At 72.7% G+C, this 24076-nt stretch carries 22 protein-coding genes; 7 read left to right on the top strand and 15 right to left on the bottom strand.

Annotation, left to right across the window (positions count from 1 at the left end; genetic code table 11):
- The first annotated feature begins 69 nt into the window (after positions 1 to 69).
- Both NZH93_RS48805 and NZH93_RS48810 read left to right on the top strand, forming a co-directional pair.
- Positions 70 to 1410 carry a PucR family transcriptional regulator gene (locus NZH93_RS48805; protein ID WP_259630224.1) on the top strand — a complete coding sequence of 447 codons (1341 nt, stop codon included), beginning with the start codon at positions 70 to 72 and terminating at the stop codon, positions 1408 to 1410.
- A 181-nt stretch (positions 1411 to 1591) separates the two neighbouring features.
- The gene (locus NZH93_RS48810) at positions 1592 to 2830 is read left to right on the top strand and encodes a serine/threonine-protein kinase (protein ID WP_259630225.1); all 1239 of its coding nucleotides are present in this window, start codon (positions 1592 to 1594) and stop codon (positions 2828 to 2830) included.
- Positions 2831 to 2848: 18 nt separating this feature from the next.
- Here NZH93_RS48810 and NZH93_RS48815 read toward each other — a convergent pair whose 3' ends face one another.
- Both NZH93_RS48815 and NZH93_RS48820 read right to left on the bottom strand, forming a co-directional pair.
- On the bottom strand, positions 2849 to 3817 hold the full coding sequence (locus tag NZH93_RS48815; RefSeq protein WP_259630226.1) for a TIGR03557 family F420-dependent LLM class oxidoreductase: 969 nt from the start codon (positions 3815 to 3817) through the stop codon (positions 2849 to 2851).
- A gap of 10 nt (positions 3818 to 3827) precedes the next feature.
- The gene (locus tag NZH93_RS48820; protein ID WP_259630227.1) at positions 3828 to 4487 is read right to left on the bottom strand and encodes an HAD family hydrolase; all 660 of its coding nucleotides are present in this window, start codon (positions 4485 to 4487) and stop codon (positions 3828 to 3830) included.
- A gap of 120 nt (positions 4488 to 4607) precedes the next feature.
- Here NZH93_RS48820 and NZH93_RS48825 point away from each other — a divergent pair, with 120 nt between their 5' ends.
- Positions 4608 to 6011, top strand: a complete 1404-nt coding sequence (locus NZH93_RS48825) for a hypothetical protein (RefSeq protein ID WP_259630228.1) — start codon at positions 4608 to 4610, stop codon at positions 6009 to 6011.
- On the opposite strand, the gene NZH93_RS48830 is transcribed toward NZH93_RS48825, so the two are convergent.
- The 4 genes from NZH93_RS48830 to NZH93_RS48845 are packed head-to-tail and all read right to left on the bottom strand — an operon-like array spanning position 6012 to position 11072.
- Complete coding sequence (locus tag NZH93_RS48830) at positions 6012 to 6590, bottom strand: P-loop NTPase family protein (RefSeq protein WP_259630229.1); 579 nt, start codon at positions 6588 to 6590, stop codon at positions 6012 to 6014.
- 11 nt (positions 6591 to 6601) lie between these two features.
- Positions 6602 to 7507 carry a decaprenyl-phosphate phosphoribosyltransferase gene (locus NZH93_RS48835; protein ID WP_259630230.1) on the bottom strand — a complete coding sequence of 302 codons (906 nt, stop codon included), beginning with the start codon at positions 7505 to 7507 and terminating at the stop codon, positions 6602 to 6604.
- Complete coding sequence (locus NZH93_RS48840; protein ID WP_259630231.1) at positions 7504 to 8034, bottom strand: phosphatase PAP2 family protein; 531 nt, start codon at positions 8032 to 8034, stop codon at positions 7504 to 7506. The genes NZH93_RS48835 and NZH93_RS48840 overlap by 4 nt, the downstream gene beginning before the upstream one ends.
- Positions 8031 to 11072 carry an arabinosyltransferase domain-containing protein gene (locus NZH93_RS48845; protein ID WP_259630232.1) on the bottom strand — a complete coding sequence of 1014 codons (3042 nt, stop codon included), beginning with the start codon at positions 11070 to 11072 and terminating at the stop codon, positions 8031 to 8033. Before NZH93_RS48845 ends, NZH93_RS48840 begins: the two co-directional genes overlap by 4 nt.
- A 270-nt stretch (positions 11073 to 11342) precedes the next feature.
- On the opposite strand from NZH93_RS48845, the gene NZH93_RS48850 reads away from it, so the two are divergent.
- The gene (locus NZH93_RS48850) at positions 11343 to 12569 is read left to right on the top strand and encodes a lipopolysaccharide biosynthesis protein (protein WP_259630233.1); all 1227 of its coding nucleotides are present in this window, start codon (positions 11343 to 11345) and stop codon (positions 12567 to 12569) included.
- The gene (locus NZH93_RS48855) at positions 12487 to 13596 is read left to right on the top strand and encodes a glycosyltransferase family 4 protein (protein ID WP_259630234.1); all 1110 of its coding nucleotides are present in this window, start codon (positions 12487 to 12489) and stop codon (positions 13594 to 13596) included. The genes NZH93_RS48850 and NZH93_RS48855 overlap by 83 nt, the downstream gene beginning before the upstream one ends.
- Positions 13597 to 13830: 234 nt before the next feature.
- On the opposite strand, the gene NZH93_RS48860 is transcribed toward NZH93_RS48855, so the two are convergent.
- The 6 genes from NZH93_RS48860 to NZH93_RS48885 form a co-directional block, all read right to left on the bottom strand.
- Complete coding sequence (locus NZH93_RS48860) at positions 13831 to 15156, bottom strand: wax ester/triacylglycerol synthase family O-acyltransferase (RefSeq protein ID WP_259630235.1); 1326 nt, start codon at positions 15154 to 15156, stop codon at positions 13831 to 13833.
- Positions 15157 to 15273: 117 nt separating this feature from the next.
- Positions 15274 to 16185 (bottom strand): anti-sigma factor RsbA family regulatory protein, encoded by a 912-nt coding sequence (locus NZH93_RS48865; protein WP_259630236.1) that lies wholly within the window; start codon positions 16183 to 16185, stop codon positions 15274 to 15276.
- Positions 16186 to 16265: 80 nt separating this feature from the next.
- Entirely contained in the window at positions 16266 to 16760 is a 495-nt protein-coding gene (locus NZH93_RS48870) for a GNAT family N-acetyltransferase (RefSeq protein ID WP_259630237.1), read from the bottom strand.
- A 41-nt stretch (positions 16761 to 16801) separates the two neighbouring features.
- Positions 16802 to 17176, bottom strand: a complete 375-nt coding sequence (locus NZH93_RS48875; RefSeq protein ID WP_259630238.1) for an STAS domain-containing protein — start codon at positions 17174 to 17176, stop codon at positions 16802 to 16804.
- 1 nt (position 17177) lies between these two features.
- Positions 17178 to 18134, bottom strand: coding sequence for a Ppx/GppA phosphatase family protein (locus NZH93_RS48880; protein WP_259630239.1), 957 nt, complete (start codon positions 18132 to 18134; stop codon positions 17178 to 17180).
- A 465-nt stretch (positions 18135 to 18599) separates the two neighbouring features.
- Positions 18600 to 18989, bottom strand: a complete 390-nt coding sequence (locus NZH93_RS48885) for an ATP-binding protein (RefSeq protein WP_259630240.1) — start codon at positions 18987 to 18989, stop codon at positions 18600 to 18602.
- Positions 18990 to 19144: 155 nt separating this feature from the next.
- Here NZH93_RS48885 and NZH93_RS48890 point away from each other — a divergent pair, with 155 nt between their 5' ends.
- Positions 19145 to 19504, top strand: a complete 360-nt coding sequence (locus NZH93_RS48890; protein WP_259630241.1) for an STAS domain-containing protein — start codon at positions 19145 to 19147, stop codon at positions 19502 to 19504.
- Here the strand turns inward: NZH93_RS48890 and NZH93_RS48895 are convergent.
- Positions 19501 to 20388: an NAD-dependent epimerase/dehydratase family protein gene (locus NZH93_RS48895; protein ID WP_259630242.1), complete on the bottom strand. Its 888-nt coding sequence runs from the start codon at positions 20386 to 20388 to the stop codon at positions 19501 to 19503. The two genes, NZH93_RS48890 and NZH93_RS48895, sit on opposite strands and share 4 nt — an antisense overlap.
- Positions 20385 to 21305, bottom strand: a complete 921-nt coding sequence (locus tag NZH93_RS48900; RefSeq protein WP_259630243.1) for an alpha/beta fold hydrolase — start codon at positions 21303 to 21305, stop codon at positions 20385 to 20387. Before NZH93_RS48900 ends, NZH93_RS48895 begins: the two co-directional genes overlap by 4 nt.
- Before the next feature lie 52 nt (positions 21306 to 21357).
- On the opposite strand from NZH93_RS48900, the gene NZH93_RS48905 reads away from it, so the two are divergent.
- Positions 21358 to 21828: a MarR family winged helix-turn-helix transcriptional regulator gene (locus tag NZH93_RS48905; RefSeq protein ID WP_259630244.1), complete on the top strand. Its 471-nt coding sequence runs from the start codon at positions 21358 to 21360 to the stop codon at positions 21826 to 21828.
- On the opposite strand, the gene NZH93_RS48910 is transcribed toward NZH93_RS48905, so the two are convergent.
- Positions 21825 to 24076, bottom strand: a 2252-nt coding sequence (locus NZH93_RS48910) for a hybrid sensor histidine kinase/response regulator (RefSeq protein WP_259630245.1), incomplete at its 5' end; no start/stop codon positions are given. The genes NZH93_RS48905 and NZH93_RS48910 overlap by 4 nt on opposite strands.

Below are 24076 nucleotides of genomic sequence, written 5' to 3' on the forward strand. Positions count from 1 at the left end.
GTGGCGCGGCCATGGGCGCGCAGTGTCGGATCTGGCGTGTTCGCCGGGCCCTGCTGTACAACCTGGAGTGTGCCGCCGACGTTGCGCTCCCTGGTCGACGACCTGCGCCTCCCGGTGCTCGCGGGCGCGGAGGGTCTCGACCGCGCCGTGTCCTGGGTGCACGGCACGGAACTGGTCGACCCGACGCCGTTCCTCGAGGGCGGCGAGCTGCTGCTGACCACCGGGTTGGCCGTGCGCCGGGGTTTCCGGGCGTACGTCGACCGGCTCGCGGCCGTCGGTGTCGTGGGGCTCGGGTTCGGCACGGGGCTGAGCCACGCCGTCGTGCCGCCCGGCCTGGTGACCGCCGCCGCCCGCGCGGGCCTGCCGCTGCTGGAGGTGCCGCGCGAGACCCCGTTCATCGCCTTGAGCAAGGCCGTGTCACGGGCCGTGGCGGCGGACGAGTACGCGGCGCTGACCCGCGCGGGCGAAGCCCAGCGCGCGCTGACCCGCGCCGCGGTCGGCCGGGACGGGGTCGCCGCGGTGGTGCGGCGGCTCGGCCAGTGGGTCGACGCGCGGGTCGTGCTGCTCGGCCCGGACGGCGCGCCGGTCCACGCGTTCGGCGCCCGCCCGCTGCCGGACCTGGGGCCGGAACTGGAGCGGCTGCGGGCTTCCGGCGGCCTGGCCAGCTCCGCGTTCGAGACCGGTGGCCGCCACGTGGTCGTGCAGGTGCTCGGCGGCCGTGGCCGCGGTTTCCTGGCGGTCGGCCGGGACCGGCCGTGGGACCCGGCTGACCGCGGCATCGTCACGACGGCCGCGTCGCTGCTCACGTTGGCGCTGGCCCAGTCCGACACCGCGCGGCGGCGGTCGCGGACCGCGGAGTTCCACCTGCTGCTGGCGGGGCGCGGGGACCTGGTGCCCGACCTGCCCCCCGAGCCGCTGCGCGTGGCCGTCCTGGACGGCGTGGCCGTGGGGGAGGTGCCGGGGTTCGCCGCCGAGGTCGACGGGCACGTGGTCGTGGTGGCGGAGGAGGCGCCCGCGGTGCCGGGGGCGCTGGTCGGGATCTCGCCGCCCGTCCCGGTGTCCGCCGTGGCGCAGGGGTACCGGCAGGCGTTGGACGCGCTGGCCGCGGCCCGCCCGTCCTCGCCCGTGGTGCGGTTCGAGGACCTCGCGGGCACGGGTCTGATGGCGCTGCTGCCCGAGGGGGCCGGCCGGGCGTTCGCGGAGTCGCTGCTGCGGCCGTTGTCCGCCGAACTGCGGGAGTCGCTGCGCGTCTGGCTGGCGCACCACGGCCAGTGGGACCCCGCCGCCGCTCGGCTCGGCGTCCACCGGCACACGCTCCGCAACCGGGTTCGGCGCGCGGAATCCCTGCTCGGGAGGTCTTTGGACGTGCCTGGCGTGCGCGCTGAGTTGTGGTTGGCACTCGGGGAGTAACACACGGGGTGCGGCGAACGACCTCCATGCAGATGCACGTGCATCTGCGTGCGTCCGCCTGTTTCGACGCTCCGCGGGGAGCGGGCGACGAAGATCATGGATCGACCCCACACGGGCAACTTCGCCCTGTGGCAGGTAGGTTGCTCGTGTGTGACGGGCAAAGCGGGAGGACCGGCCGGGGATGACCAGCCGCAGTGAAGCGACCGCCTTCTGGGATGGCGATCAGAGTGGCAAGGTCATCGGCGGGCGCTATGAACTGGGCGGTCTGCTGGGCACCGGCGGCATGGCCGAGGTGTACCGGGCCCGCGACACCCGCCTCGACCGCCAGGTCGCCATCAAGCTCTTCCTCAGCGGCGCCACGCCGGAGGACCAGATCCGCCTCGACCGCGAGGCGCAGATGCTCGCCGCCCTGCACACCCCCGGCGTCGTCACGGTCTTCGACACCGGATCCCACCGCGGGCGCCCGTACTACGTGATGCAGGTCGTCGACGGCGGCACGCTGCGCCAGCGGATGCGGCAGCCGCTCCCGCCGTCGCTGGTCGCGCGGATCGGCGCGCAGGTCGCGGACACGCTGGACTTCGTCCACGCGTGGGGGATCGTGCACCGCGACATCAAGCCGTCGAACATCCTGCTGGACGACACCGGCAGGCAGGCCTATCTCGCGGACTTCGGGCTGGCGCTCCAGGCCCACGCCACCCGCGTGACCCGCTCCGGGCTGCTCGTCGGCACCGCCGGGTACCTCGCGCCCGAGCAGTTGCGGGGCCGCGAGGTCGCGCCGCCGACGGACATCTACGCGTTCGGCCTCGTGCTGCTGGAGTGCCTCACCGGCCAGGCCGAATACCCCGGCGGCGACACGGAAGCGGCGTTGGCGCGCCTGTCCAGGCCCGCGCGCGTCCCGGCGGGCCTGCCGGAACCGTGGACCGAGCTGCTGGTCTCCATGACGCACTCGGACCCGAGCCGCCGTCCGCGCGCCGCCCAGTGCGCGGAACTGCTGCGCGCGGCGCAGGCGGCCAGCGTCGGCGTGCCGCCGCTCACGAACATCAAGGCCGCGTTCGACGACGAGCCGACCAGCAGCACGCCGATCACGAAGCGGGCGCCCGCGAGGGTCGGGGTGGTGTTGGCCGGAGCGGTCGCCGCGGCGCTGATCGCCGTCGCGGTGGCGTTCGCGACGACCCGCGGTACCGAGGACTCGCCGAACGAGCTGCCGGGTTCCGGCGGTTCGGGCGGGGGGAAGGCCACCGCGACCGTCACGGTCCAGCAGCCGCCCCGGCAGGGCGAGGGCAGGGGCCAGCCCCCTCCCGGTTGCCCGCCCCTGCCGTCCGGTCAGCGCCCGCCTCCGCCGTTGGCGGACGGCAGCCCGCCGCCGTGCCCGAAGTTCTCGAACCGGCCGACGTCACCGCCGCCGTCGACGGAGTCCTGACGCGGGTCGACCGGCCGTTCAGGCCTCGCGCAGCGCGGGCAGCAGCTCGCCCTTGGCGAAGTCCAGGAACTCGGCCTGGTGGTCGCCCCCGATCTGCACCAGCGCGAGGTCGGTGAAACCCGCCTCGCGGAACTCCCGCACGGCCGCGACGATCGGCTCGACGTCCGGCCCGCACGGGATGTTGCCCGTCACGTCCTCCGGCGTCACGTACTGGCTGGCGGCCGCGAACCCGGCCGTGCCGGGGATCTCCGCGTTGACCTTCCAGCCGCCCGCGAACCAGCGGAACTGGTCGTGCGCCCGCGCCACGGCCTCGTCGCGGTCGGTGCCCCAGCTCACCGGCAACTGGCCCACCTTGCGCGTGGACCCGGCGTCGCCCTTGAACACGTCCCACGAGCGGCACAGCTCGGCGTCCGGCTCCACGGCGACCATCGCGTCGGCCACCGGGGCGAACGCCTGCACGGACTGCTTGCCCGACACCGCGACCGCGAGCGGGACGCGCACCTCGGGGAGGTCCCACAGCTTCGCCGAGTCGACCCGGAAGTGCTGGCCCACGTAGTCGACGTACCCGCCGTCGAACAACTGGGAGATGATCTGGATCGCCTCGGTCAGCATCTCGTGCCGGACGTTCACCGGCGGCCAGCCGCGGCCGATCACGTGCTCGTTGAGGTTCTCGCCGGAGCCGAGCCCCAGCGTGAACCGCCCGCGGCTCAGCTCCTGCACGGTCGCGGCCTTCTGCGCCACGACCGCCGGGTGGTACCGCATGGTCGGGCACGTCACGTACGTCATGAGGTCGACCTGCTCGGTCGCCACGCTCACCGCGCCCAGCACGCTCCACGCGTACGGCGCGTGCCCCTGCTCGTCCAGCCAGGGGAAGTAGTGGTCGCTCATGACCTCGAAGTCGAAACCGGCGCGCTCGGCGCTCGCGGCGTGCTCGACCAGGGCCCTCGGGCCCGCCTGTTCGGTCATCAGGGTGTAGCCGACGCGCATGGGAGGCCTCCTAGACAGCGGCGAAGGGAAGGTCGACGAGGTCGGCGCGCAGGTTGTCCAGCTCCACGTACACCGAGGACGCGCCGTGCTCGCGCAGTTCGGCCTCGCTGAACCCGCCGGTGAGCAGGCCCACGACCGGGAGCCCGATCCGGCGGGCTGCGTCGCAGTCCCAGACGGAGTCGCCGATCACGACGGCCCGGTCCGCGTCCACAGTGGACAGTGCGACCTGGAGGATGTCGGGCGCGGGCTTGGAGTCCTCGGCGTCCTCGGACGTGGTGAACCCGGCGATCACGTCGCGCACGTCCAGCAGGTCCAGGTAGTGCTCGATGTGCTCGCGCTTGCCGGAACTCGCCAGCACGACCGAGAAGCCGTGCTCGGTGGCCGCCGTCGTCACCAGCCGGTGAGCGCCTTCCAGTGGTCGGATCTCGGGCAGCAGCCCGTCGAACTCCTGCTCCCACGCCTTGCGCACGGCGTCGCCGTGCTCGGCCTCGGCGTGCTCACCCGCGACCGCCTCGACCAACCGGTCGCCGCCCATGCCGATCGCCCGGTGCACGCGCCACGCGGGCACCGTGAGGCCGACGGACCGGAACGCGCGCAACCAGGCCACCGCGTGGTGGTAGTTGGTGTCCACCAGCGTGCCGTCGACGTCCAGTAGCAGCGTGTTCGTCATGCCACGGGGGATTCCCCGGCGGCCGGGGGCGAAACACGGACCGTCCGGGATCACACCACGGTGATGTTCTTGAGCGGTCAACCTTGGTACGCCGCACGCATCTCTGGGACTCTCGATCACATGTTGCCTCGACGCGGAGCCGCCGGTTCGCTCATCGGCATCTCGGACGCCTTCGACGTGCCCGTGTTCGTGCGCCGTTCGACGCCCCTGACACCGGACGTCCGCCCGAAGCCCGCGCTCGTGTCGGGGGTGGTCACGCCGTGGCCCAGAGCCGGGGAGGTGCCGCCGTCGGGCGCGTACCGGGTGGGCACGACGTGGCGCGACGTCATCGACGCGGCGATCTCGGTCGGCCGGGACCGGACCGCTTGGCTCACGGCGACGCCGTCGTTGGCGTGGGCGGAGATCCTCGCCCGCCGGTCGCCGCTGTCGGCGTACCTCGTCCGCACCCGGCACCGGTCGTCCACCGGCGGCACCGGGTTCACGCTGGCGCCGAACGTGGTCTACACCGACGGCACGGAGGCCACGGCCAAGGCCGCGTTCGGCTACCGCGCGGGCGTCACCATGGCCGAGTGGGCGTGCCGGGGCCTGATGGGCCTCGGGGCCACCGTCCACGCCGAGGCGCACGCGCCGACGGGCGCGGGGCGGGAGTGGTCGGCCACCGGCGGGCTCCCCGACCTCGTCGGCTACCACCCCTCGACCGGCCTGCCGTGGCTGGTCGAGGCGAAGGCGTCGAACCGGCTCGGCAAGCAGGTGCTCGCGAAGGGCGCCCAGCAGCTCCGGCGGCCGGGGCTCATGGACGGGCCGCACGTCAAGGTGCTGTGCGGAACCAGCCTGGCCGACCGCGTGTTCGTGACCCTGGACGTGGAGGAGGGCACCGGGACGCCGCCGTCCGCGTCCGAGGACGCCCGGCTCCTCACCCTCGCCCTCTCCCGGATGCCGCTCTACCTCGCCCTGGTCGCGATGCCGAGGAGGTCCTGGAGCGTGCTGCCGGTCGGCGCGGGCGTGACCGAGCGCGGCACCCGCCGCGGCGGGATCGGCCTGGTCACCCTGCTGGAGGAGGACCGCTCCACCATGGACGAGCGCGAGACCGCCCGGCGCGAGGACGGGCGCCGCGACCGGCGGCTCGACATGCTCACCGGCCAGGTCCCCGGCACCGACCTCGTGGTCGGCCTGTCCCGCCGCCTGTTCGGCGCCTGCGCCGCCCTCGCGCGGGTCGAGGTCGCGGTCGCCGCGGAGGTCGACCACGAACTGCCGAGGCCCAGGTCCGGCGACGGGGACGGCGAGGCCGAGCGGAACGGCCGGGACCGGTGGCTGATCCAGCGGCAGGTCGAGCGGGGTCACTGGTCCGACGCCGTCGGCCGAACCCGCGACGGCTTCGACGAGGGCGCGGGCCGGAGCTGGGAGGACCTCCTCCAGAGCCCGGTCACCTTCAGCCCCGACCCCCGACCGGGCTTCCTGGAAGCCGCCACCGAGGACACCTACCTGGCCGTGGACGCCACGGCCGTCTCGGCGGTCCAGCGCTAGTCAGACCGCGTCGGCGAACGGCCCGGCCAGCCACCTCTCGACCTGCCGCTGACCGCGCAGCCGGACGACCACCAGGTCCGGGTGCCGGTTCTCGGTGATCACGCGCCGGACCCTGGCCCGGATGGTCGGGTGACCGGCCCACGCCTCCTTGAGGATGTGGTGCGGGCTGGTGAAGAACGTCCACAGCGGGCCCTCGACGTTGCCGCCGGGGATCGGGGTGCCGTGGCCGAACCGGCGTTTCACGGTCCGCACGAGCGTGCGCCCCACGGTCATCGCACGGGGGTGGTCCAGCCAGACGAGCACCTGGGTGCGGGCGGTCAGTCGTTCGCGGACCTCCTCGCCCTGCCACTCGATCGCCCACTCCGGGCGCGCGGCGAACGCGAGGACGTCCTCCCGCCACGTCTCCCGAACCGTCCAGCCCGGCGCGTGGTAGAAGGACTCGAACTGGGTGAACGGCACGCCCAGCAGGCCGCAGAGCCGTTCGGCCAGCGTGGACTTGCCCGCTCCCGCCGGGCCCGCCACGGCGAAGCGGCGGGGGCGTTCCAGCGGGAGCGGGTCGTCGTGGGAGAGCAGGAGCACGAGCGGGAAGACTAGACGTAGATCGCCAGCGTGAGCGTCCCGAGCCAGACCAGGCCGAGTACCTGGAGGACGTGGTCGGTGCGGGCGAGGTCGTCGGGGGCTCCGGCCTTGCCGCTGTCGACGTCCACGGCGTAGCGCAGCACGGCGATGACGAACGGCACCATCGACAGCGCGCCCCAGCTATTGTGCGTGCGCTGGCTGATCTCGAACGCCCACAGGCCGTAGGTCATGTTCATGACGGCGGCGGAGGTGGCCCAGACGAACCGGAGGTAGGTCTCCGAGTACTTCGTCAGCGAGTGCCGGATGGCCGCGCCGGTCGACTGGTAGAGCTTGATCTCCGCGTACCGCTTGCCCGCCACGATGAACAGCGAGCCGAACGCGGTGACGAGCAGGAACCACTGCGACGGCACGATGTCCGCCGCGACGCCGCCCGCTATGCACCGCAGCAGGAAGCCGGACGCGACGATGCACAGCTCCAGCACGGGCTGGTGCTTGAGGCCGAGGCAGTAGCCGAGCTGCACCACCAGGTACACGGCCACGATCACGACGAGCGTCCAGTTGGCCGCCGCCGCGACGGCCAGCGAACCCAGCATCAGCGCCACCGCGGCGCCGTAGGCCAGCGGGACCGGCACGACGCCCGCGGCGATCGGCCGCAGGCGCTTCTTCGGGTGCTCGCGGTCGGCCAGCACGTCCTTGGCGTCGTTGACGAGGTAGATCGACGACGCGGCCAGGCAGAACGCGACGAACGCGAGCGCCGCGGACCGCAGCACGTCGGCCTCGAAGATCCGGGTCGAGGTGAACGGCGCCGCGAGCACCAGCACGTTCTTCGTCCACTGGTGCGGACGCGCGGTCCGGACCAGGCCGAGGAACGTGCGCCAGGGCGCGGGGCGGACATCGGCGGGGACGGCCACGGTCATCGCTCCTCCGGTCGGGGTCGGCGGGAGGTGAAGCGCCGCACGCCGCCCGCGACGAGGGCGCCGAGCAGGGATCCCGCGATGACGTCGCTCGGGTAGTGCACGCCCAGCACGAGCCTGCTGAGCACCATCGGCGGCACCAGCAGGGGCGTGAGGGGCCGGTCGGTCAGCGCGCCGTAGAGGATCGCGGCGGTCGTCGTGGACGTGGCGTGCGAGGACGGGAAGCTGAGCCCGCTCGGCGTTCCCGCCAGCACCCGGACGTCCGGGTGGTCGGGCCTGCGGCGGCGCACCACCCGCTTCACCACGATGGACGCGGCGTGCGCGGCGACGACCGACCCGGCCGCGATCGTCCACTCGCGACGGTGGTCGCGGTCGACGGCCGCGCCCACCAGGCCGATCGCGAACCAGCCCGCGCTGTGCTCGCCGAACAGCGACAGCGCCTTCGCCGCCCGCACCACTTGTGGTGACGCGAGCGCCGTCTGCACCGCGCTCAGCGCGACGGCTTCGCGCGCGCTCACCGAGCCGGTCATGGCATGGCCTCCCAGCCGAACAGGGTCTTGCGCTGGTGGGTGAGGGTGTACTGGCCCGCGGGGTAGCGGGCCTCGGTCTGGTAGACCTGGGTCGGGAACGCGCCGGGGAAGTCGTGCATCCGGGCGGTGAGCGCGGTGATCGACTGCGACACGAGCACGTCGCCGAAGAGGCCGCCGCGGACGGGCTGCCAGGTGGCGTCGGAGATGCCGCCGGTGGCGGTGTCGCCCCACTGCACGGCGTAGGAGATCGGCTCGATGATCCCGTCGCGCAGCTCGGGCTGGCGCTGGCAGGGGAACAGGAACGCGAACTGCCACGCGACCGCGACGGCGGCGTCCCTCGGCAGGTAGTCCTTGAGGGGGACCGCGCGCTGCACCGACGGCGCGGTGACGGCGAGCCAGCCGCCCCAGTCCATCGAACCGTCGGCCGCCACCAGCCGCACGGTCTCCGCGCCGGACGGCGCGGGCGGCAGCACGAGGTTGCGCCAGAGCACGCTGTCCTGCTGGTCGCTGATCGGCGTGGTGGCCAGCACCTTGCCCGCCGTGGTGCCGAACTCGGCGGCGAGGGTGTTGCCCCGGCCCAGCAGGCCCGCGACGAGCACGGCCGTCGCGTCCGGGCCGCCGTCGAGCACGAACCACGGCGTGGTCAGCTTGCCCACGGTCTGCTCGGGGAACTCCTGACCCGGCCGGTCGATCATGCTGCCCCACGTCGTCGCGCTCGCGCCGCCGTCGGGCGGGGGAGCGGAGGGGAACCAGCCGCGCCCCCGTGCGAACGCGGACTCGTCGACCTGAGGTTGGCCCGCGAGCTCGGTGAGCGGCTGCGCGCCGCGCACGTCCAGCACGTCGATCGCTTCCGCCGCACCGCAATCGGTGGCGAGCGGGTCGCGGACGTTGGCGGCCCACGGCGACCAGGTGCCCATCGTCTGCACGGTGGCGTAGGAGAACCCGCCGACCAGGTAGGTGATGTTGGCCAGGAAGAACAGGACGACCACGACCGGGATGGCCACGACCACCGACAGCTTCCGCCAGTGCGGCAGCTTGCGCGCCACCAGGAACGCCACCACCGCGATGGCGATCACGCCCCAGTACGGCTTGTCGAAGCGGATCACCGAGACGCCGGGCGAGTCGTTCGGGTTCGGGATGCCCAGCAGCCACGAGTATGGCCACTTGTTGGCGCCGTGGAACGCGAGCGCCATCATCGCCGACACGCTGACCACCGCGCCCAGCACGATCGGCGCGGACATCCTGCGGTCGCGGGTCAACTCCCGCACCAGCGGCACCGAGCCGACCAGCAGGAGGGCCAGGAACGCCGAGCCGATGCCGGAGAAGCTGCCGAAGTGGTGCGTCCACTTGCTCGGCGTGAACCACAGCAGCAGGAACGCGAACAGCGTCGACCAGCCCGCGAGCGACAGCCGGGACGGAACGGGCACGCGGCGCGCGCGGGCCGAGGTCACCAGCACCACGAACCAGACCAGCGCGACCAGGCACAGCAGCACGGGCGCGCGTTTGGCGTAGTTCGCCATCGGGTCGCTCGCGTTGAGCAGGAACGTGTACCGGGCGATCTCGCTGTACCAGCTATCTTGACCGGCGATGCGGAGGAAGATCTCCTGCGCGTGCACGAAGTCCCGCAGGGTGCCGTCCGCGAACGCGAAGACCACCGCCACCGCGCCGGGCGAGAGCACGCCGAGCGTCCGCGCCAGCACGGTCTTCCAGTTCGCGTCATCCTTGCGCAGCAACGGGACGAGGAACGGCAGACCGGCGAGGAGCGGTGCCAGCACGGTGAAACCCGTGGGGTGGGCGAAGAACCCGACCCCCGCCACGCCGATGCCCGCGGCGAGCGGTGCGAGCCGCTGCGACTCCACGGCCTTCGCCACCGCCAGCAGCGTGAGCGCGCCGCACATCGTCACGACGCCCTCGGGCCGCACGCCCATGTCCAGCGGCAGCCACCACACGAGGAACGCCGACGCGAGCACGAACCGCGCGCCGCGGTCGACCCACGGGCTGCGCCGCGACCACTCGGCGGGGATCACCCTGGCCTGCGCGACGAACCAGCGGACCGCGAACCACGTCACCAGGCCGAACAGCAGCGCGGGGATCCGCAGCACCACCGGGGCCGTGCCGAACAGCACCTGCCACTTGGACAGGAAGTAGTAGAACCAGGCGAACGGCGTGAAGCCCTGGTTGAGCAACTGGTAGTAGTTGCCGACGTACCCGGTCACGTCGACGTTCCGCGCCATCGCGCTGTAGTAGCCGTCGTCGTCGGACATCGGCGCGAGGAACACCCAGAGCACCATCACGGCGGGCACCACGATGTCGACCAGACGAGGCCGGAACCTGGTGTGCGGCAACGGGATCCGCACGTCCATCCGCACCAGGCCGACGACGGCGACCAGCGCGGACAGCGCCAGCAGGACCATCAGCACGATCTTCGCGGTGGACGGGCTGGTGGTGAACTGGTCGTCCACCCGCAGCGACACCGACAGGTCCTCCGCGGTCGCGCCGTCCAGCGCGGTGATCGTGGTCGCCAGCGAGTGGACGTCCGGCAGGGCGCCCCCGTGGCTGACCTCGACGCCGTCCAGCAGCACCGCGAGCCCGTGCTCGTCCCCGCGCACCCGGTAGGCGCAGTCGCCCGCGGACAGCGGGGTGTCCAGCAGGGTCGTCCCGGTCGCCCGGATCAGCAGCCGGTCACCCCTGGTGCGAACGGTCAGGCCGCGCTCGTCGGCCGCGGGGACGCCGGGGTCCATCGTGGACACGACCACGCCGGAACCACCCGCCGCGCGCGCCGCGTCGCAACTGAACCGGACGTCCAGGCCGAGCGGCTTGTAGGCGCCCAGCGCCAGGCTGGTGGACCGGGGCGCCGAGACCTCCGACGGCCACTGGACGGTCGGGTCGTTCACCGTCACGGGGGCCAGCGGGAGCAGGCCCGCGAACACCACGGTGAGCAGACCCGCGACCAGGACGATCGTCCGGAGGGCCAGTCCGCCCCGGCGGGGCGGCGGAGTGGACTCGATCTCGGGCGCGGGGGTAATCGTTGTCGTCACTCGTGGTGGTCCTCAGTCGGCTGGGTGTTCATCGACGAGCCGTGAACGTAGTGCCGCTCAATTACGTGGAGGACGTGGTTGCACGTTCCGCTGAAACATTTGCGTTAACCGTGTGAGCAGCGTGTTACGCGCCGGGAACGTGGGCGTTCCCGGCTCCCGGCTGCCGTTATGGTTCGGCCACCCCCTGTCCGCCCCTGTGCGAGGTGAACCGTCCTGAGCGCTCCTACCAGCGGCGGAACCAGGTCGATCGGTCTCGTCGGCATCGGTGTCGTGGCGTCCGGGCTGCTCGTGAACGCCTACCTCGCCGTGGTCGCGCGGAATCTCACCCCGGCCGAGTACGGGTATTTCGGCGCTTTCTGGTCGCTTTCCCTGCTGGTCGGTTTCGGCGCATTCCTCCCGGTCGAACAGGAATTGGCCAGGTTGTCGCCGAGTGCCGCCATGGGCGCCGCGACCCGCGTCGCGCTCGGCCTCGCGGGCCTCGAACTGCTGCTCGTCGCGGCCGCGTCGCCGCTGCTGCTAGACCCGCTGGGCGGCAAGCCGTGGGCGGTCGTGGCGGTCGCCGCGCTGTGCCTGGTGTCCGCGGGCCAGTTCCTCGTCCGGGGCGCGCTCATCGGCAGCGGCAGGCTCGCGTGGCACGGCGGTCTGCTGGTCGTCGACACCGCGCTGCGGGTGCTGTTCGCGCTCGGGCTCGGCTACGCCGTCGTGACGGACAGCGCCGGGTTCGCCTGGACGCTGGTCGCCGCCATCGCCGTGGCGCACCTGCCGGTCCTGCTCCTCGTCCCCCGCGGTCCGGGTTCGGTGTCCACTTCGGACTTCCGGCGGGCGGTGCTGCCGCTGCTGTTCGGCTCGGTCTGCGCGCAGCTCCTGCTGAACGGCCTGCCGGTGGTGGTCGCGGCCACCGCGACCGACTCGGACACCGCCGGCCGGTTCCTGGCGGCGTTCCTGCTGGTGCGGGTCCCGCTGTTCGTGGCGGTGCCGCTCCAGACCGCCCTGCTCCCGTCGCTGGCCAAGCTCTCGCGGGAGGGCGGCCGGGTCCTGGTGCGGGCGCTGGTGAGGCTGACCGCCGTCCTGGCCGCGTCCGGCGTGGTCGGCGCGGTGTTCGCGGGTCTGCTCGGACCGCGACTGGTGCGGCTGGTGTTCGGCGACTCCTACGTCCTCGCGGGCGGAGACCTGGTGCTGATGGCGATCGGCGTCGTCGCGCACCTCGGGCTCATCATCACCACCCAGGCGCTGGTCGCCTCGGCGCTGCACACCAAGGTCGCGCAGGCGTGGCTGGTGGGCATCGCGGGCGCCGCCGCGACCTTCGCGCTGGTGCCGGACCTGCTGCTGCGCGCCGAACTCTCGTTCCTGGTCGGGTCCGGCCTCGGCTGGCTCACCGGCATGTTCCTGCTCACCACCTCCGGAGAGGACCGTCGTGCACGACGACCTGGTCATCGCGTTGACCTACTACGCGCCCTACGTGTCCGGGCTGACCAACTTCGCCAGGGACGTCGCTGAGGGCCTCGCCGACCGCGGCCGGAAGGTCCGGGTGATCACCACCCGCCACGACCCCGCCCTGCCCGCCGAGGAGGTGGTCAACGGCGTGACCGTCACCCGCGCCCCCGTGCTGGCGAGGCTGGGCAAGGGCACCATCAGCCCGGAGTTCACCCGACTGGTCGTGCGGGCGTCCAAGACGGCCCACGTGCTCAACGCGCACCTGCCCATGCTGGAGGCCGGGCTGATCGCCAAGGGCGCCCACTGCCCGGTCGTGCTGACCTACCACTGCGACGTGAGCCTCCCGCCCGGCGTGCTGAACACCGTGCAGGGCAAGGTCGTCGACGCCTCCAGCAGGCTGGCCATGAAGCACGCCGAGATCGTCGCGGTCACCAGCGAGGACTACGCCCACCGCAGCAGGCTCTGGCCGTCGATCCAGCCGAAGATGGCCGCGGTCCCGCCACCCTGCCGCCCGGTGGAGGGCGGACGGCCGACCTTCCGCGACGGTGACGGCCTGCACGTGGGCTTCCTGGGCCGGATCGTCGAGGAGAAGGGCGTCGAGCACCTGGTCGACGGCTTCCGCGCGCTGGACGACCCGGACGCCCGCCTGCTCATCGGCGGCGAGTTCGGCGCCGTGGCGGGCGGCAGCGTCATCGACCGCGTGCGCGGGAGGATCGACGGCGACCCGCGCATCACCCTGCTCGGCTTCATCCCGGACGAGCGGCTGGCCGACTTCTACGCCTCGCTGGACGTCTTCGCGCTCCCGTCGGTCAACGCCTTCGAAGCCTTCGGCATCGTCCAGGTGGTCGGCATGCTCGCGGGCGTCCCCGCGCTGGCCAGCGACCTGCCGGGCGTCCGCGTGCCGGTGCGCGAGACGGGCTTCGGCGCCCTGGTGCGCCCCGGCGTCGCGTCCGACATCACCACCCGCCTGCGAGAGCTGCGCGACAGCCCGCCGGACCGGGAGACGGGCGTGGCGAAGGCCGCCGAGCGCTACAGCGTGCCCGCCGTGCTCGACGCCTACGAGGACCTGTTCGACAAGGCCCGCCCCTGAACCGTCGCCGGGGCCGCCGCTCGTCCCGGTGGCCCCGGCGACTCCCACCGCGCCACGCGGGCGGGCCGCACCGGATGGACCGGGCTAGTCCTCACCACGCACGATCGTCGGTTCCTCGTCCCACCACTCCCGCGGCGGCACGAGGAATTCCCGCATCTCGACTTCGGCGTCAGACGTCAGCTCCACGACGACTCCCATCAGCTCCGAGGGTCTTCCGGACGGTACGGACGGCATCTATGCCCGATCTACAAGGGCGTCGGCGTGGTCCAGCGCGGCCAGCTCCCGCCGCAGCGCCCCGAGCAGCCACCGCGACCCCGAGATCCAGGGCTGGTTCGTGTGCAGGCAGATGTGCACGCCGCTGCGGTACACCGACAGCGCCACCCCCACCGCGTGACCGGCCGCCACCGGCGCCACCGGGTACATCTCCTTCAGCTCCGCCCCGTCCAGCGTCAACGGCAGCGCGGGCAGGTGGACGCTCGTCACCAGCGCGTCGAACAGCAGCGGCGCGCACCGCCCGGCCAGCGGCGTGGCCAGCCGGTGCAGGGCGGCCGGGATGCGGTCCGCCAGCAGCGGCAGCGCGCCGGGACCCCGCGCCGGGCCCTCGGCCTTGTGCCGGTCCATGTCCGCCCGCACGATCCGCAGGCGCTCCCGCGCGTCCGGCTCGCCCACCGGCAGCTCGCACAGGAATCCGGAGATCTGGTTGCCCGGACCGCCGCCCCTCGGGTCCCGCCCGCGGGTGCTGACCGGGATCAACGCGCGCACGGTGGCACCCGCGCCCGCGCTGTCGTGCGCCACCAGCCACTGCCGCAGCGCCCCCGTCACCAACGCCAGCAGCACGTCGTTCACCGTGCCCCCGTGGCGCCTGCGCACCCGCTGCACCTCGTCGACGCCCAACCGGGCCATCACCACCTGGCGGGGCCGCGGCGACCTGGTCAACACCGGCGACCGGGTGCCCGGCGTCCGGGCGCTGCGCAGCACCGCGGACGCGATCGTCGCCGTGCCCGCCAACTCCTTCAAGGAGTCGAAAACGCTTGCGGCCAGGCCGACGGGCTCCGGTTCGGACTCGGTGGTGAGCGGCAGGTCCCGGCCCAGGTCGTCGAGCAGGCGCAGGCCGAGCCCGACGGCCTTCAGCCCGTCGCACAGCGCGTGGTGCAGCTTCACGACGACCGCGAACCGCCCACCCGCCAGCCCGGTGATCACGTGCAGCTCCCACGGCGGGCGGTCCAGGTCCAGCGGCTGCGCCATCAGCGTCGACACCAGGTCCGCGAACCTGTCCTCACCGCCGGGGCCGCGCAGGTGGTGCCCCGTCACGTGGTCCTCGACGGCGAAGCGGGGATCGTCCACCCAGGACGCTCCGCCCAGCGGCAACCAAGACACCTGGGTTCGCTTGCGCAGCTTGGAGATCTCCTGCGCGCGCTCGCACAGCAGCGCGACGATGCGCGCCGGGTGCACCGGCCGGTGGGGCGCGAACGAGGCCACGGCACCGAGGTGCATCGGGTTCTTGTCGTCCTCGAGGCAGAGGAAGGCGACGTCCAACGGGCTCAACTGGTCTGCGGTCATGTCTGGAGGTCCTCCGCCTGGGGCGTCCGGAATGCCTCCAGACAACCAGCCAAGGATGACGGCGGCGAGACCCGCGCGTGACATGAGCCCCAGAAGCAGGACCGATCGGGTGATGTCTCAGGTGACGTGCACGCGGATGGCCGTGCCGTCCTCGCCCGAGTGGACGCGCACGAGGTCGCACAGCAGGTTGACCATCACGACGCCGTACCCGCCGTCGGAGTTCGGCGTCGGCTTCGTCCTGCCGATCATGGGGTCGAGCAGCACGCCGTTGTCGCGCACCTCGCACACGACGGCGTCGCCCTCCTGCCAGACGAGCAGCTCACCGCCGCCGTTCGCGTGCTCGATGCTGTTCGTCGTCAGCTCGTTCACCGCGAGCACCAGGTCCTCGACCCGGTCCTCGCACAGGCCCGCGGTGGTCGCGAAGTCGGCGACGAGACCGCGGGTCGCGGGCAGGCTGTGCATGTCGAACCAGTACGCCACCGCCGACCGCGGGGGCGAGGGCAGCGGCAGGTTGAAGTCCGTGACGATCCGCCGGGGGTCGTCGAAGCGGGGGCTCGGTCGGCGGCCACCGCCGTCCACCAGCACGGGGTGCGTGCGCTCGGCGTCGACCAGCACGTCCGCCGCCAGCAGGGACGTGTCGTACGGGCAGAGGATCACCGCGTCCACGCCGTGGAACGCGGTGTTGATCAGCGCCTCGTGCTGCACGCACGCCGGGTACTCGCTCACCGAGCGGCCCGCCCAGATCGGCTCGCCGATGATCCGCACGCGGGACGGGTGCTCGTTCGAGAACGGGGTCAGCACACCGGGGATGATCCGGCCGGGGTTGCGCCCGCCCACCGTCATGTCCAGGAACCGGACGTGGTCGGCCTTGGCGCCCAGCTCGTCGCGGATCAGCTCGACGTTGCGCGGCGGCACGGCCACCAGCACGGGCTCACCCGCCGCGAGGCCGTCGAGGACGAACGGGACCGTTCCGGCCAGGTACTGGCCGGGGTCGCGGTAGAACAGCGCTTCGTGAACGAAATCGATCATCGAGCAACCTCCGGTGGCGGGTCACCACGGGTGTTTCCCAGCCGTGACGGCCGCGAAACCACGATGATCTGAGACGCTCGTCATACTCCGCGGAGCATGCAGGTCCTCGTCGCCGGGTCCAGGCCGCGGGCCGTCTCCTGCTCGACGACCGCCGCGAGCCCCGGCGTCAGGTCGCTCACCTGGCGGAACCCCAGCCGCTCGTAGTACGGCCCGTTCCACGGCACGTCCCGGAACGTGGTCAGCGTCAGCCCGGTCAACCCGCGCCCGGCCGCCCAGGCGCCGACGTGGTCGATCAGCTCCCGCCCGACGCCGCGCCGCGCGTGACCGGGGTGGACGCTCACCTGCTCGACGTGCGCGAACCCGTCGACCTCCTCGACGGCGATCCACCCCACCGGCTCCGGCTCGGCCGCGACCCACACCCGGCCGAGCGACTGGAGGTGGGTGAGCACGGCGAGGGGCAGCGGGTCGTCGTCGGCGATCTCCGGCATCCCGATCGCGCGGAACGGCTCGCCGGAAGCGATCTCGATCTGTTGCAGCCCGACGAGTTCGTCCGGTCGGGCGAGGCGGATCTCCACGGCGGCAACGTAGTCCGCCCCGACCTCCGGGCGCTCGTGGATTACTTCTTCGTGTCCGCCGGCGGACGTCTGCCCAGCAGGGCCGCCGCCACGTCCTCGTGGTGCGGCAGCAGCCGGTCGAGGTCGGTCACGGCGATGACCTTCCGCACGTGCGGCGGCGTGCCCGCCAGGCGCAGCCAGCCGCCCGCGCGGTCGGCGCGGGCACGGGTGCGCACCAGCGCGCTCAACGCCTGCGCGCCGCAGAACCTGACCTCGGTCATGTCCAGCACGATCCGGGCCCGCCCCTCGGCGACCAGCCGGTCCAGCTTGTGCAGCAGCTTCACCGCCGCCGCCTGGTCGATCTCACCCCGCACGGCCACCACCACGCGGCCCGCGCGGTCCGTCTCGACCGCGAGCGTCATCGTCTCCCGAGGCACGTCAGGCGACCCTGACCCGGTCGCCGGAGCGACCGCGGTGCTCGATCAGGCTCAGCAGAAGGCCCTCCCTGGTGGACCACGGGCAGATCTCGACCACGTCGTGCCCGGCGCTGGACATGAGCGCCTCCGCGACGACCGCGCCCGCGAGCGACTGGCGGGCCCGGTGCGCGGAGATCCCCGGCAGCCGGGCGCGCTGCCGCGCCGACCGCGAGGCCAGCCGCGGGATCCACGAGCGCAGGTCGGTGAGCGTCAACTGGCGGAGCACCGACGGCCCTTCGCGTTGAGGGCGGGCGCCCGCGAGCCTGGCGAGCTGCTCGAACACCTTGGAGCAGCCGACGGCGCGGCCGTCGAGCGCCTCCGGCAGCACCAGTCCGATCCGGTCGACCAGGTAGGACCGCAGCTCGCGCAGCCGCCGCGGCGACGTCGCGGCGTCGTCCAGCCACTCCCTGGTCAGGGTGCGCGCGCCCAGCGGCATCGAGCGGGCGAACTCCGGCGTCTCCGCCACTCCCGCGGCGACCTCCACCGTGCCGCCGCCGACGTCCAGCACCACCAGCGGTCCCGCCGCCCAGCCGAACCAGCGCCGGGCGGCCAGGTACGACAGCCGCGCCTCCTCCGGGCCGGACAGCACGCCGAGCCCGACACCCGCGCGGGCGGCGACCTGCTCCATGACCTCGGCGCCGTTGGCGGCGTCCCGGATCACGGAGGTCGCGAACGGCACCAGCGTCGACACCTCGGCGCGGTCCGCCAGCCTGCGCGCCTCGCGCACCGCGGCCACCAACTGGTCGACGCCCGCCCTGGAGATGCGGCCGTGCTCGTCGAGCGCCCGGTCCATCCGCAGCCGCACCTTGTGCGACACCTCGGGGTGCAGGAGCGACCCCTGTTCCCGGTCGACCACGACGAGCTGGGCGCTGAAGCAGCCGACGTCGAGCACTCCGACCCGCTCGGGTCTACCGGGCATTCCTGCGCCTCCTGAAGCCTTGGTGGAACCGGGTTCATGCCCACGAACGCTCTCGATCAAACCCACAGTGTCCCAGGTAGGGCAAACGTCCCTGAGGTGGCGGTAGGCCACTGGTCCATTGGAGGGACGCCGGATTGGACCGCCGGTGACCTCGCCCGACGGTGGCGCGAGCGGGGGTTCCGGCGGCCCGGTCCGGCGAAACCGAAGGGCCGCAAGAGGTGTGGACCGTCCACTGCGGACCGCGCCGCCGCCCGCCCGACGGGGTGTCGGTTCCACTCGACGACGTCCGGTGTGCGGGAACGCGAGTTCCACGATCCGGACTCGACACCGGGCGCCGTCCGCGGGTAGAACGCAGGCGCGGGACACCCGGACCGATCCGGGTGGAGGGTGCGCGTCGACCACCGGCGAGGGCGGTGGACCGGTCCCGACCCGCGTGCCGTTCGGGGGAGGGCTACCGCCGGTCCGCTACTTCGCGACCAGCTCGGCCCAGACGGTCTTGCCGTCGGCGTCCGGCTCGACGCCCCAGGAGTCGCTCAGCGCGTTCACGATGATCATCCCGCGGCCGCGGGGGGACTCCGGACTGACCGGTCTCACCACGGGCAGCGCCGACGACCGGTCGTGCACCTCGATGCGCACACCGCCCTCGGTGCGGTTCACCGTGAGCCGCAGCGGCCCCTCGGCGTGGTCCGCGCCGTTGGACACCAGTTCGGTGACCACGAGCGCGGCGTCGTCCGCGAACTCCTCCGGCAGACCCCAGCTCGTCACCGCTTCGTCGACCAGACGTCGAGCCCGCGAGCACGAACCGGACTCCGCCGGGAGCACCACGGCGACGGGTGTCGCTGGTTCGTTCAGCACATCCCGCTCCCCGCTCGCCCTTGATCGGCCGGACCGCATCGTCGCACATCCACCGGACGGTCCGCCGCTTCGGCCACCCGGTGCTCGCGCGGGAGCGGCCCTTGCTGCACGATCTCCTAGGTCGCGGCACCGGTCGTGCGGAAGGACTCGGGACGATGGACTTGCAGGTGCGCAGTGAGGCCCAGGGCGCCTGGGAGGTCGTGGTGGTGTCGGGGGAACTCGACGCCGAGACGGTTCCCGCGCTGTCCGAACACCTCGAACGAGCGGTGTCCGGTGCCGTTCGCCGGGTCGACCGGATCGATTGGATCGTCCTCGACCTGGCCGAGCTGAAGTTCATGGACTCCACCGGCCTGGCGCTGATGGTCGACTGGCACCGGAGGCTGGACGCGGGCGGCGGCCGGTTCCGCCTGGCCTCGATGCGGCCCGCCGTGCACAAGCTGTTCCGCCTGACCGACCTCACCGCCGTCATGAGCATCCACGACACCGTCGGCGACGCGACCGCCGAACCCGCCTAGCCGACGGGCTGGGCCGCCCGCCACGCCCGGAAGTGGACGTCGACCGCGTCGGTGGGGGACAGGTGGCGCGGCCTCCACCCCAGCAGGCGGTGGGCCTTCGCGCTGGTGACCAGCTCGTCCTGGTCGGCGGCCACCTGCATCACCCCGCCCGCCTCCGCGTCCTCCAGACCGATCTCCCCGGTGTACCCGGCCGCGCGCAGGGCTTCCCGCTGCACGTCGATCGCGCGCAGGCGCTGGTCGTCGGCGAGGACGAAGGTCTCCCCGTCGAACCGGGCCGGGTCGCGCAGGACCGCCGCGTACGCGTCCGCCAGGTCCTCGACGTGCACCCAGCTCCAGCGCTTGGCGGTGTCGCCGTAGAAGGTGGTCAGGCCCGCGAACCACTGGCCGAGCATCGACGTGCCCGCGGCCCCGCCGTAGAGGAAGCCGGGTCGGACGATCGTGTGGCCGAGACCCGAGTCGGCCAGCTCCCGTTCGAGCCGGAAGCGGAAGTGCAGCGGGCTCTCCGGGTTGCCGGGGGTGGTCTCGTCCATCAGCGCGAGACCCGTGCGGCCGTAAGCGGAGATGCCGGTGGTGTAGACGAGGTGGCGACGGCGGCCGTCGTCCTCCTGGGCCGCGAGCAGTTCGGCGAACAGCCGCTGGTCGCTGCCGACGGGGTCGCCGAGGTCGAGCACCGTGTGCACGACCGCGTCGGCCTCGCGGAGCCGGGCGCGCCAGGAGTCCGGCTGTGCGAGGTCGCCGAGCACCGGCGTCACCTCGATCGCCTCCAGGGCGCGTTCGCCCGCCTGCGAGCGGGTCAGGCCCAGCACCGCGTGCCCGTCGCGGCTGAGCGCGGCGGCGATTCGCGAACCGGCGTAGCCGGTGGCCCCGGTGACGAGGATCTTCATGCGGTGCTCCCGTGGAAGAAGGTGGCGAGCCGGTCGGCGAGCCAGGTTGGGTTGTCCGTGCCGATGGCGTGCGTGCTGCCGGGCACGATGTCCGCGCGCACGTCGGTCGCGGCCTCGCGGGCACCGTCGAGCAGCACCTGCTGGGGGAGGCCGTGCTCGCCGTTGAGGACGAGGACCGGCATCTCCAGCCGCGCGGCGGCGCGGGCGGCGCGGCCGTCGTCGAGCAGCGTCGCGTAGTGCTCGAACCCGCCGCGCATCCCGCCGGGCGCGCGGTAGGTGCGCAGCAGTTCCTCGCGGTGTGCGGGGCTCAGCGTCCCCGCGGTCATCACCGACCAGAAGCGGTCGAGGTAGGCAGCCTCGCGGCCCGCCGTGAGCAGTTCGGCGAGGTCGACCTGCGCGTGGAAGCCGAAGTGCCACGAGCCGCCCGCGGAGACGTCCATGAGCCGTTCCAGGCCGAACCCCGGCAGGGCCGACTCGGTGAGCCCCAGGCGGCGCACCTCGTCCGGGTAGGCGGTGGCGTAGGCGTGCACGACCATGGTGCCGATGTCGGCGCCCACGAGGTCGACCTCGGTGAAGCCCAGGTGCCTGACCAGGTGGTGCAGGTCCTCGGCCTCGTCGCGCTTGGTGTAGCGGCCGGCGGGCTTGGCCGAGTCGCCGGAGCCGCGCAGGTCCGGCGCGATCACGGTGAACCCGGCGTCGGCGAGCAGCGGCATGGTCGGCCGCCACTCGGTCCAGGTGAACGGCCAGCCGTGCGCGAGCAGCACGGCCGGGCCGCTGCCGCCGACGACGTGGTGCAGCCGCACTCCGTTGACCTCGGCGTAGCGGTGGGTGAAACCGGGCAGACCCGTGACGGGGCTGTCCGGTGGCGGGGTGGTGACGACGTCCTCCTCTTGGCTGAACCTTGCTTGCCCAGGCAAGTAATAGTCGAAAAACTTTGCCTGGTCAAGCAAAGAGAGGCAGGATGGCCGGGTGACCGACGAGGAGCCGCTGGCCGCGGACGAGATGCTGCTGTGGGCGACGCTGGGACGACTCGTCCACGCGCTGCCCAGGGTCCTGGAGGACGACATGGGCCGCGCCACCGGCCTGTCCATGACCGACTTCGCCGCACTGCTCGTGCTCGACCAGGCCCCCGGCCGCCGCCTGCGGATGTCCGAGCTGGCCACCGCCACCGGACTCACGCCCTCGCGCATCACCAGGGTCGTCGACGCGCTGCGCGCCCACGGCCTGGTCGACAAGGAGCGGCACGGGGCGGACGCGCGCGGCAACGTCGCCGTGCTCACCGAGGCGGGGCGGACCCGGCTCGACGCGGCTCAGCCCGCACACCTGGCCATCGCCCGCCGCCGGGTGCTGGACCACGTCCCACCCGAGCTGGTCCCGGTCGTGGCGAACCTCCTGGAGGTCATCACCGCCGCCACGACCGACCCGCTGAAAGCGGTCTAGGACCCCTCGCCCATCCCCAGGTAGTAGGCGATCAGCCGCAGCAGGTGGTCGGTGTCGACGGGCTTGGTCACGTAGTCCGTCGCGCCGGAGGCCAGGCTCTTCTCCCGGTCGCCCTTCATCGCCTTGGCCGTCACCGCGATGACCGGCAGGTCCTCGTAGTGCTCCATCGCCCGGATCGCGGCCATCGTCGCGTTGCCGTCCAGTTCCGGCATCATGATGTCCATCAGCACGAGCGTCACGTCGTCGTACTGCTCCAGCGCCCGGACGCCCGCGATGCCGTTGTCCGCGTAGATCACCTGGAGCCCGTGCAGCTCCAGCACGCTGGTCAGCGCGAACACGTTGCGCAGGTCGTCGTCGACGACCAGCACCTTCTCGCCGTGGAACCGGGTCGGCGCCTCGGGCAGCGTGTCCGGCGCGACCAGCGTCGCCGGGGCGGCGGCCACGGCGACCTGCGCGGTCCGGCCGCGGGTGACCGGCACCGACGGCGCGGGCAGCTCCTGGAGCGGCGCGGGGATCTCCGCGTGCTGCGCGGTCTTCGCCAGCGGCAGGTACAGCGTGAACGTGCTGCCGACGCCGGGCTCGCTGCGCACGTTGAGCCTGCCGTTGAGGAGCTGCGAGAGCTCGCGGCTGATCGACAGGCCCAGGCCCGTGCCGCCGTACTTGCGGCTGGTGGTGCCGTCGGCCTGCTGGAACGCCTCGAAGATCACCGACAGCTTCTCCGCCGGGATGCCGATGCCGGTGTCGCGGACGTCGAAGGCCAGCATCGACGTCGTGCGCGGCCACGCCATGTCCGGCGCCTCCTGCGGCTGGGCGTGCCGGATGTGCAGGTCGATCCCGCCCTCGTGGGTGAACTTGACCGCGTTGGACAGCAGGTTGCGCAGGATCTGCTGGAGCCGGTGCTCGTCGGTGTGCAGCGTGACGGGCACGTCCGGCTCCACGCTGATGTGGAACTCCAGGCCCTTCTCCGCCGTGAGCGGCAGGCACAGCGACTCGACGTACCGGACCAGCTCCGCCACCCGCACCGGCTCGGCCTGCACCTGCATGTGCCCGGCCTCGACCTTCGTCAGGTCCAGGATGTCGTCGATGAGCTGGAGCAGGTCGCTGCCCGAGGAGTGGATCGTGCGGGAGAACTCGACCTGCTTCGGGTTCAGGTTGCCGTCGAGGTTGTCCGCCAGCAACTTCGCCAGGATCAGCAGGCTGTTCAACGGGGTCCGCAGCTCGTGCGACATGTTGGCCATGAACTCGGACTTGTACTTCGACGCCGACGAGAGCTGCTTGGCGCGGTCCTCCAGCTCGGCCGACCCGGCCCGCAGCTCCTGCGCGAGGCGCTGCGACTCGGCGAGCAGCGCGTCCGTGCGGGCGTTGGCCAGCATGGTGTTCACGTTGACGCCGATGTTCTCCTTCAACTGCTCCAACAGGTCCAGGTGCACGTTGGTGAACTCGTTGAGCGTGGCCAGCTCGATCACGCCCAGCGTCTCGCCCTGGAACAGCACCGGCAGGATGATCAGGTTCGCGGGCGTCGACGAGCCGAGTCCCGACGAGACGGTCAGGTAGCCCGGCGGCACCCCCGTGACGAGGATGGTCTTCTTCTCCAGCGCGGCCTGCCCGACCAGCGACTCACCCGGCGCGAACCGCACCACGCGACCGTCCGGCCTGCCGTAGCCGTAGCTGGCGGTCAGCTCGAAACCCTCCTGCTGGAACAGGAAGAACGCGCCCTGCTGCGCCGACACGAGCGGCGTCAGCTCGCTCATGATCAGCGACGCGACCGCGTGCAGGTCGCGGTGGCCCTGCATCAACCCGGACAGCCTGGCCAGGTTCGTCTTGAGCCAGTCCTGTTCCTGGTTGGTGCGGGTCGTCTCCTTGAGGTTGCCGATCATCTGGTTGACGTTGTCCTTGAGCTCCGCCAGCTCACCGGACGCCTCCACGGTGATCTGCCGGGTCAGGTCGCCCGCCGTCACCGCCGTCGCGACCGCCGCGATGGCCCGCACCTGGGTGGTCAGGTTGCTGGCCAACTGGTTCACGCTCTCGGTCAGCTTCTGCCACGTGCCGGACACACCGTCCACTTCGGCCTGACCGCCGAGGCGGCCCTCCGTGCCGACCTCGCGCGCCACGCGGGTCACCTCGCCGGCGAAGGACGAGAGCTGGTCGACCATCGTGTTGATCGTCGTCTTGAGTTCGAGGATCTCGCCGCGCGCGTCGACGTCGATCTTCTTCGACAGGTCGCCGAGCGCCACCGCCGTGGTCACCT

Source organism: Umezawaea endophytica (assembly GCF_025061645.1).
Lineage (GTDB): Bacteria > Actinomycetota > Actinomycetes > Mycobacteriales > Pseudonocardiaceae > Umezawaea > Umezawaea endophytica.

Excerpts from the sequence above, each read along its gene's own strand:
- NZH93_RS48810 (WP_259630225.1), top strand. The coding sequence starts at position 1,592 with ATGACCAGCCGCAGTGAAGCGACCGCCTTCTGGGATGGCGATCAGAGT.
- NZH93_RS48815 (WP_259630226.1), bottom strand. The coding sequence starts at position 3,817 with ATGCGCGTCGGCTACACCCTGATGACCGAACAGGCGGGCCCGAGGGCC.
- NZH93_RS48820 (WP_259630227.1), bottom strand. The coding sequence starts at position 4,487 with ATGACGAACACGCTGCTACTGGACGTCGACGGCACGCTGGTGGACACC.
- NZH93_RS48825 (WP_259630228.1), top strand. The coding sequence starts at position 4,608 with ATGTTGCCTCGACGCGGAGCCGCCGGTTCGCTCATCGGCATCTCGGAC.
- NZH93_RS48835 (WP_259630230.1), bottom strand. The coding sequence starts at position 7,507 with ATGACCGTGGCCGTCCCCGCCGATGTCCGCCCCGCGCCCTGGCGCACG.
- NZH93_RS48840 (WP_259630231.1), bottom strand. The coding sequence starts at position 8,034 with ATGACCGGCTCGGTGAGCGCGCGCGAAGCCGTCGCGCTGAGCGCGGTG.
- NZH93_RS48860 (WP_259630235.1), bottom strand. The coding sequence starts at position 15,156 with ATGACCGCAGACCAGTTGAGCCCGTTGGACGTCGCCTTCCTCTGCCTC.
- NZH93_RS48865 (WP_259630236.1), bottom strand. The coding sequence starts at position 16,185 with ATGATCGATTTCGTTCACGAAGCGCTGTTCTACCGCGACCCCGGCCAG.
- NZH93_RS48880 (WP_259630239.1), bottom strand. The coding sequence starts at position 18,134 with ATGCCCGGTAGACCCGAGCGGGTCGGAGTGCTCGACGTCGGCTGCTTC.
- NZH93_RS48890 (WP_259630241.1), top strand. The coding sequence starts at position 19,145 with ATGGACTTGCAGGTGCGCAGTGAGGCCCAGGGCGCCTGGGAGGTCGTG.
- NZH93_RS48895 (WP_259630242.1), bottom strand. The coding sequence starts at position 20,388 with ATGAAGATCCTCGTCACCGGGGCCACCGGCTACGCCGGTTCGCGAATC.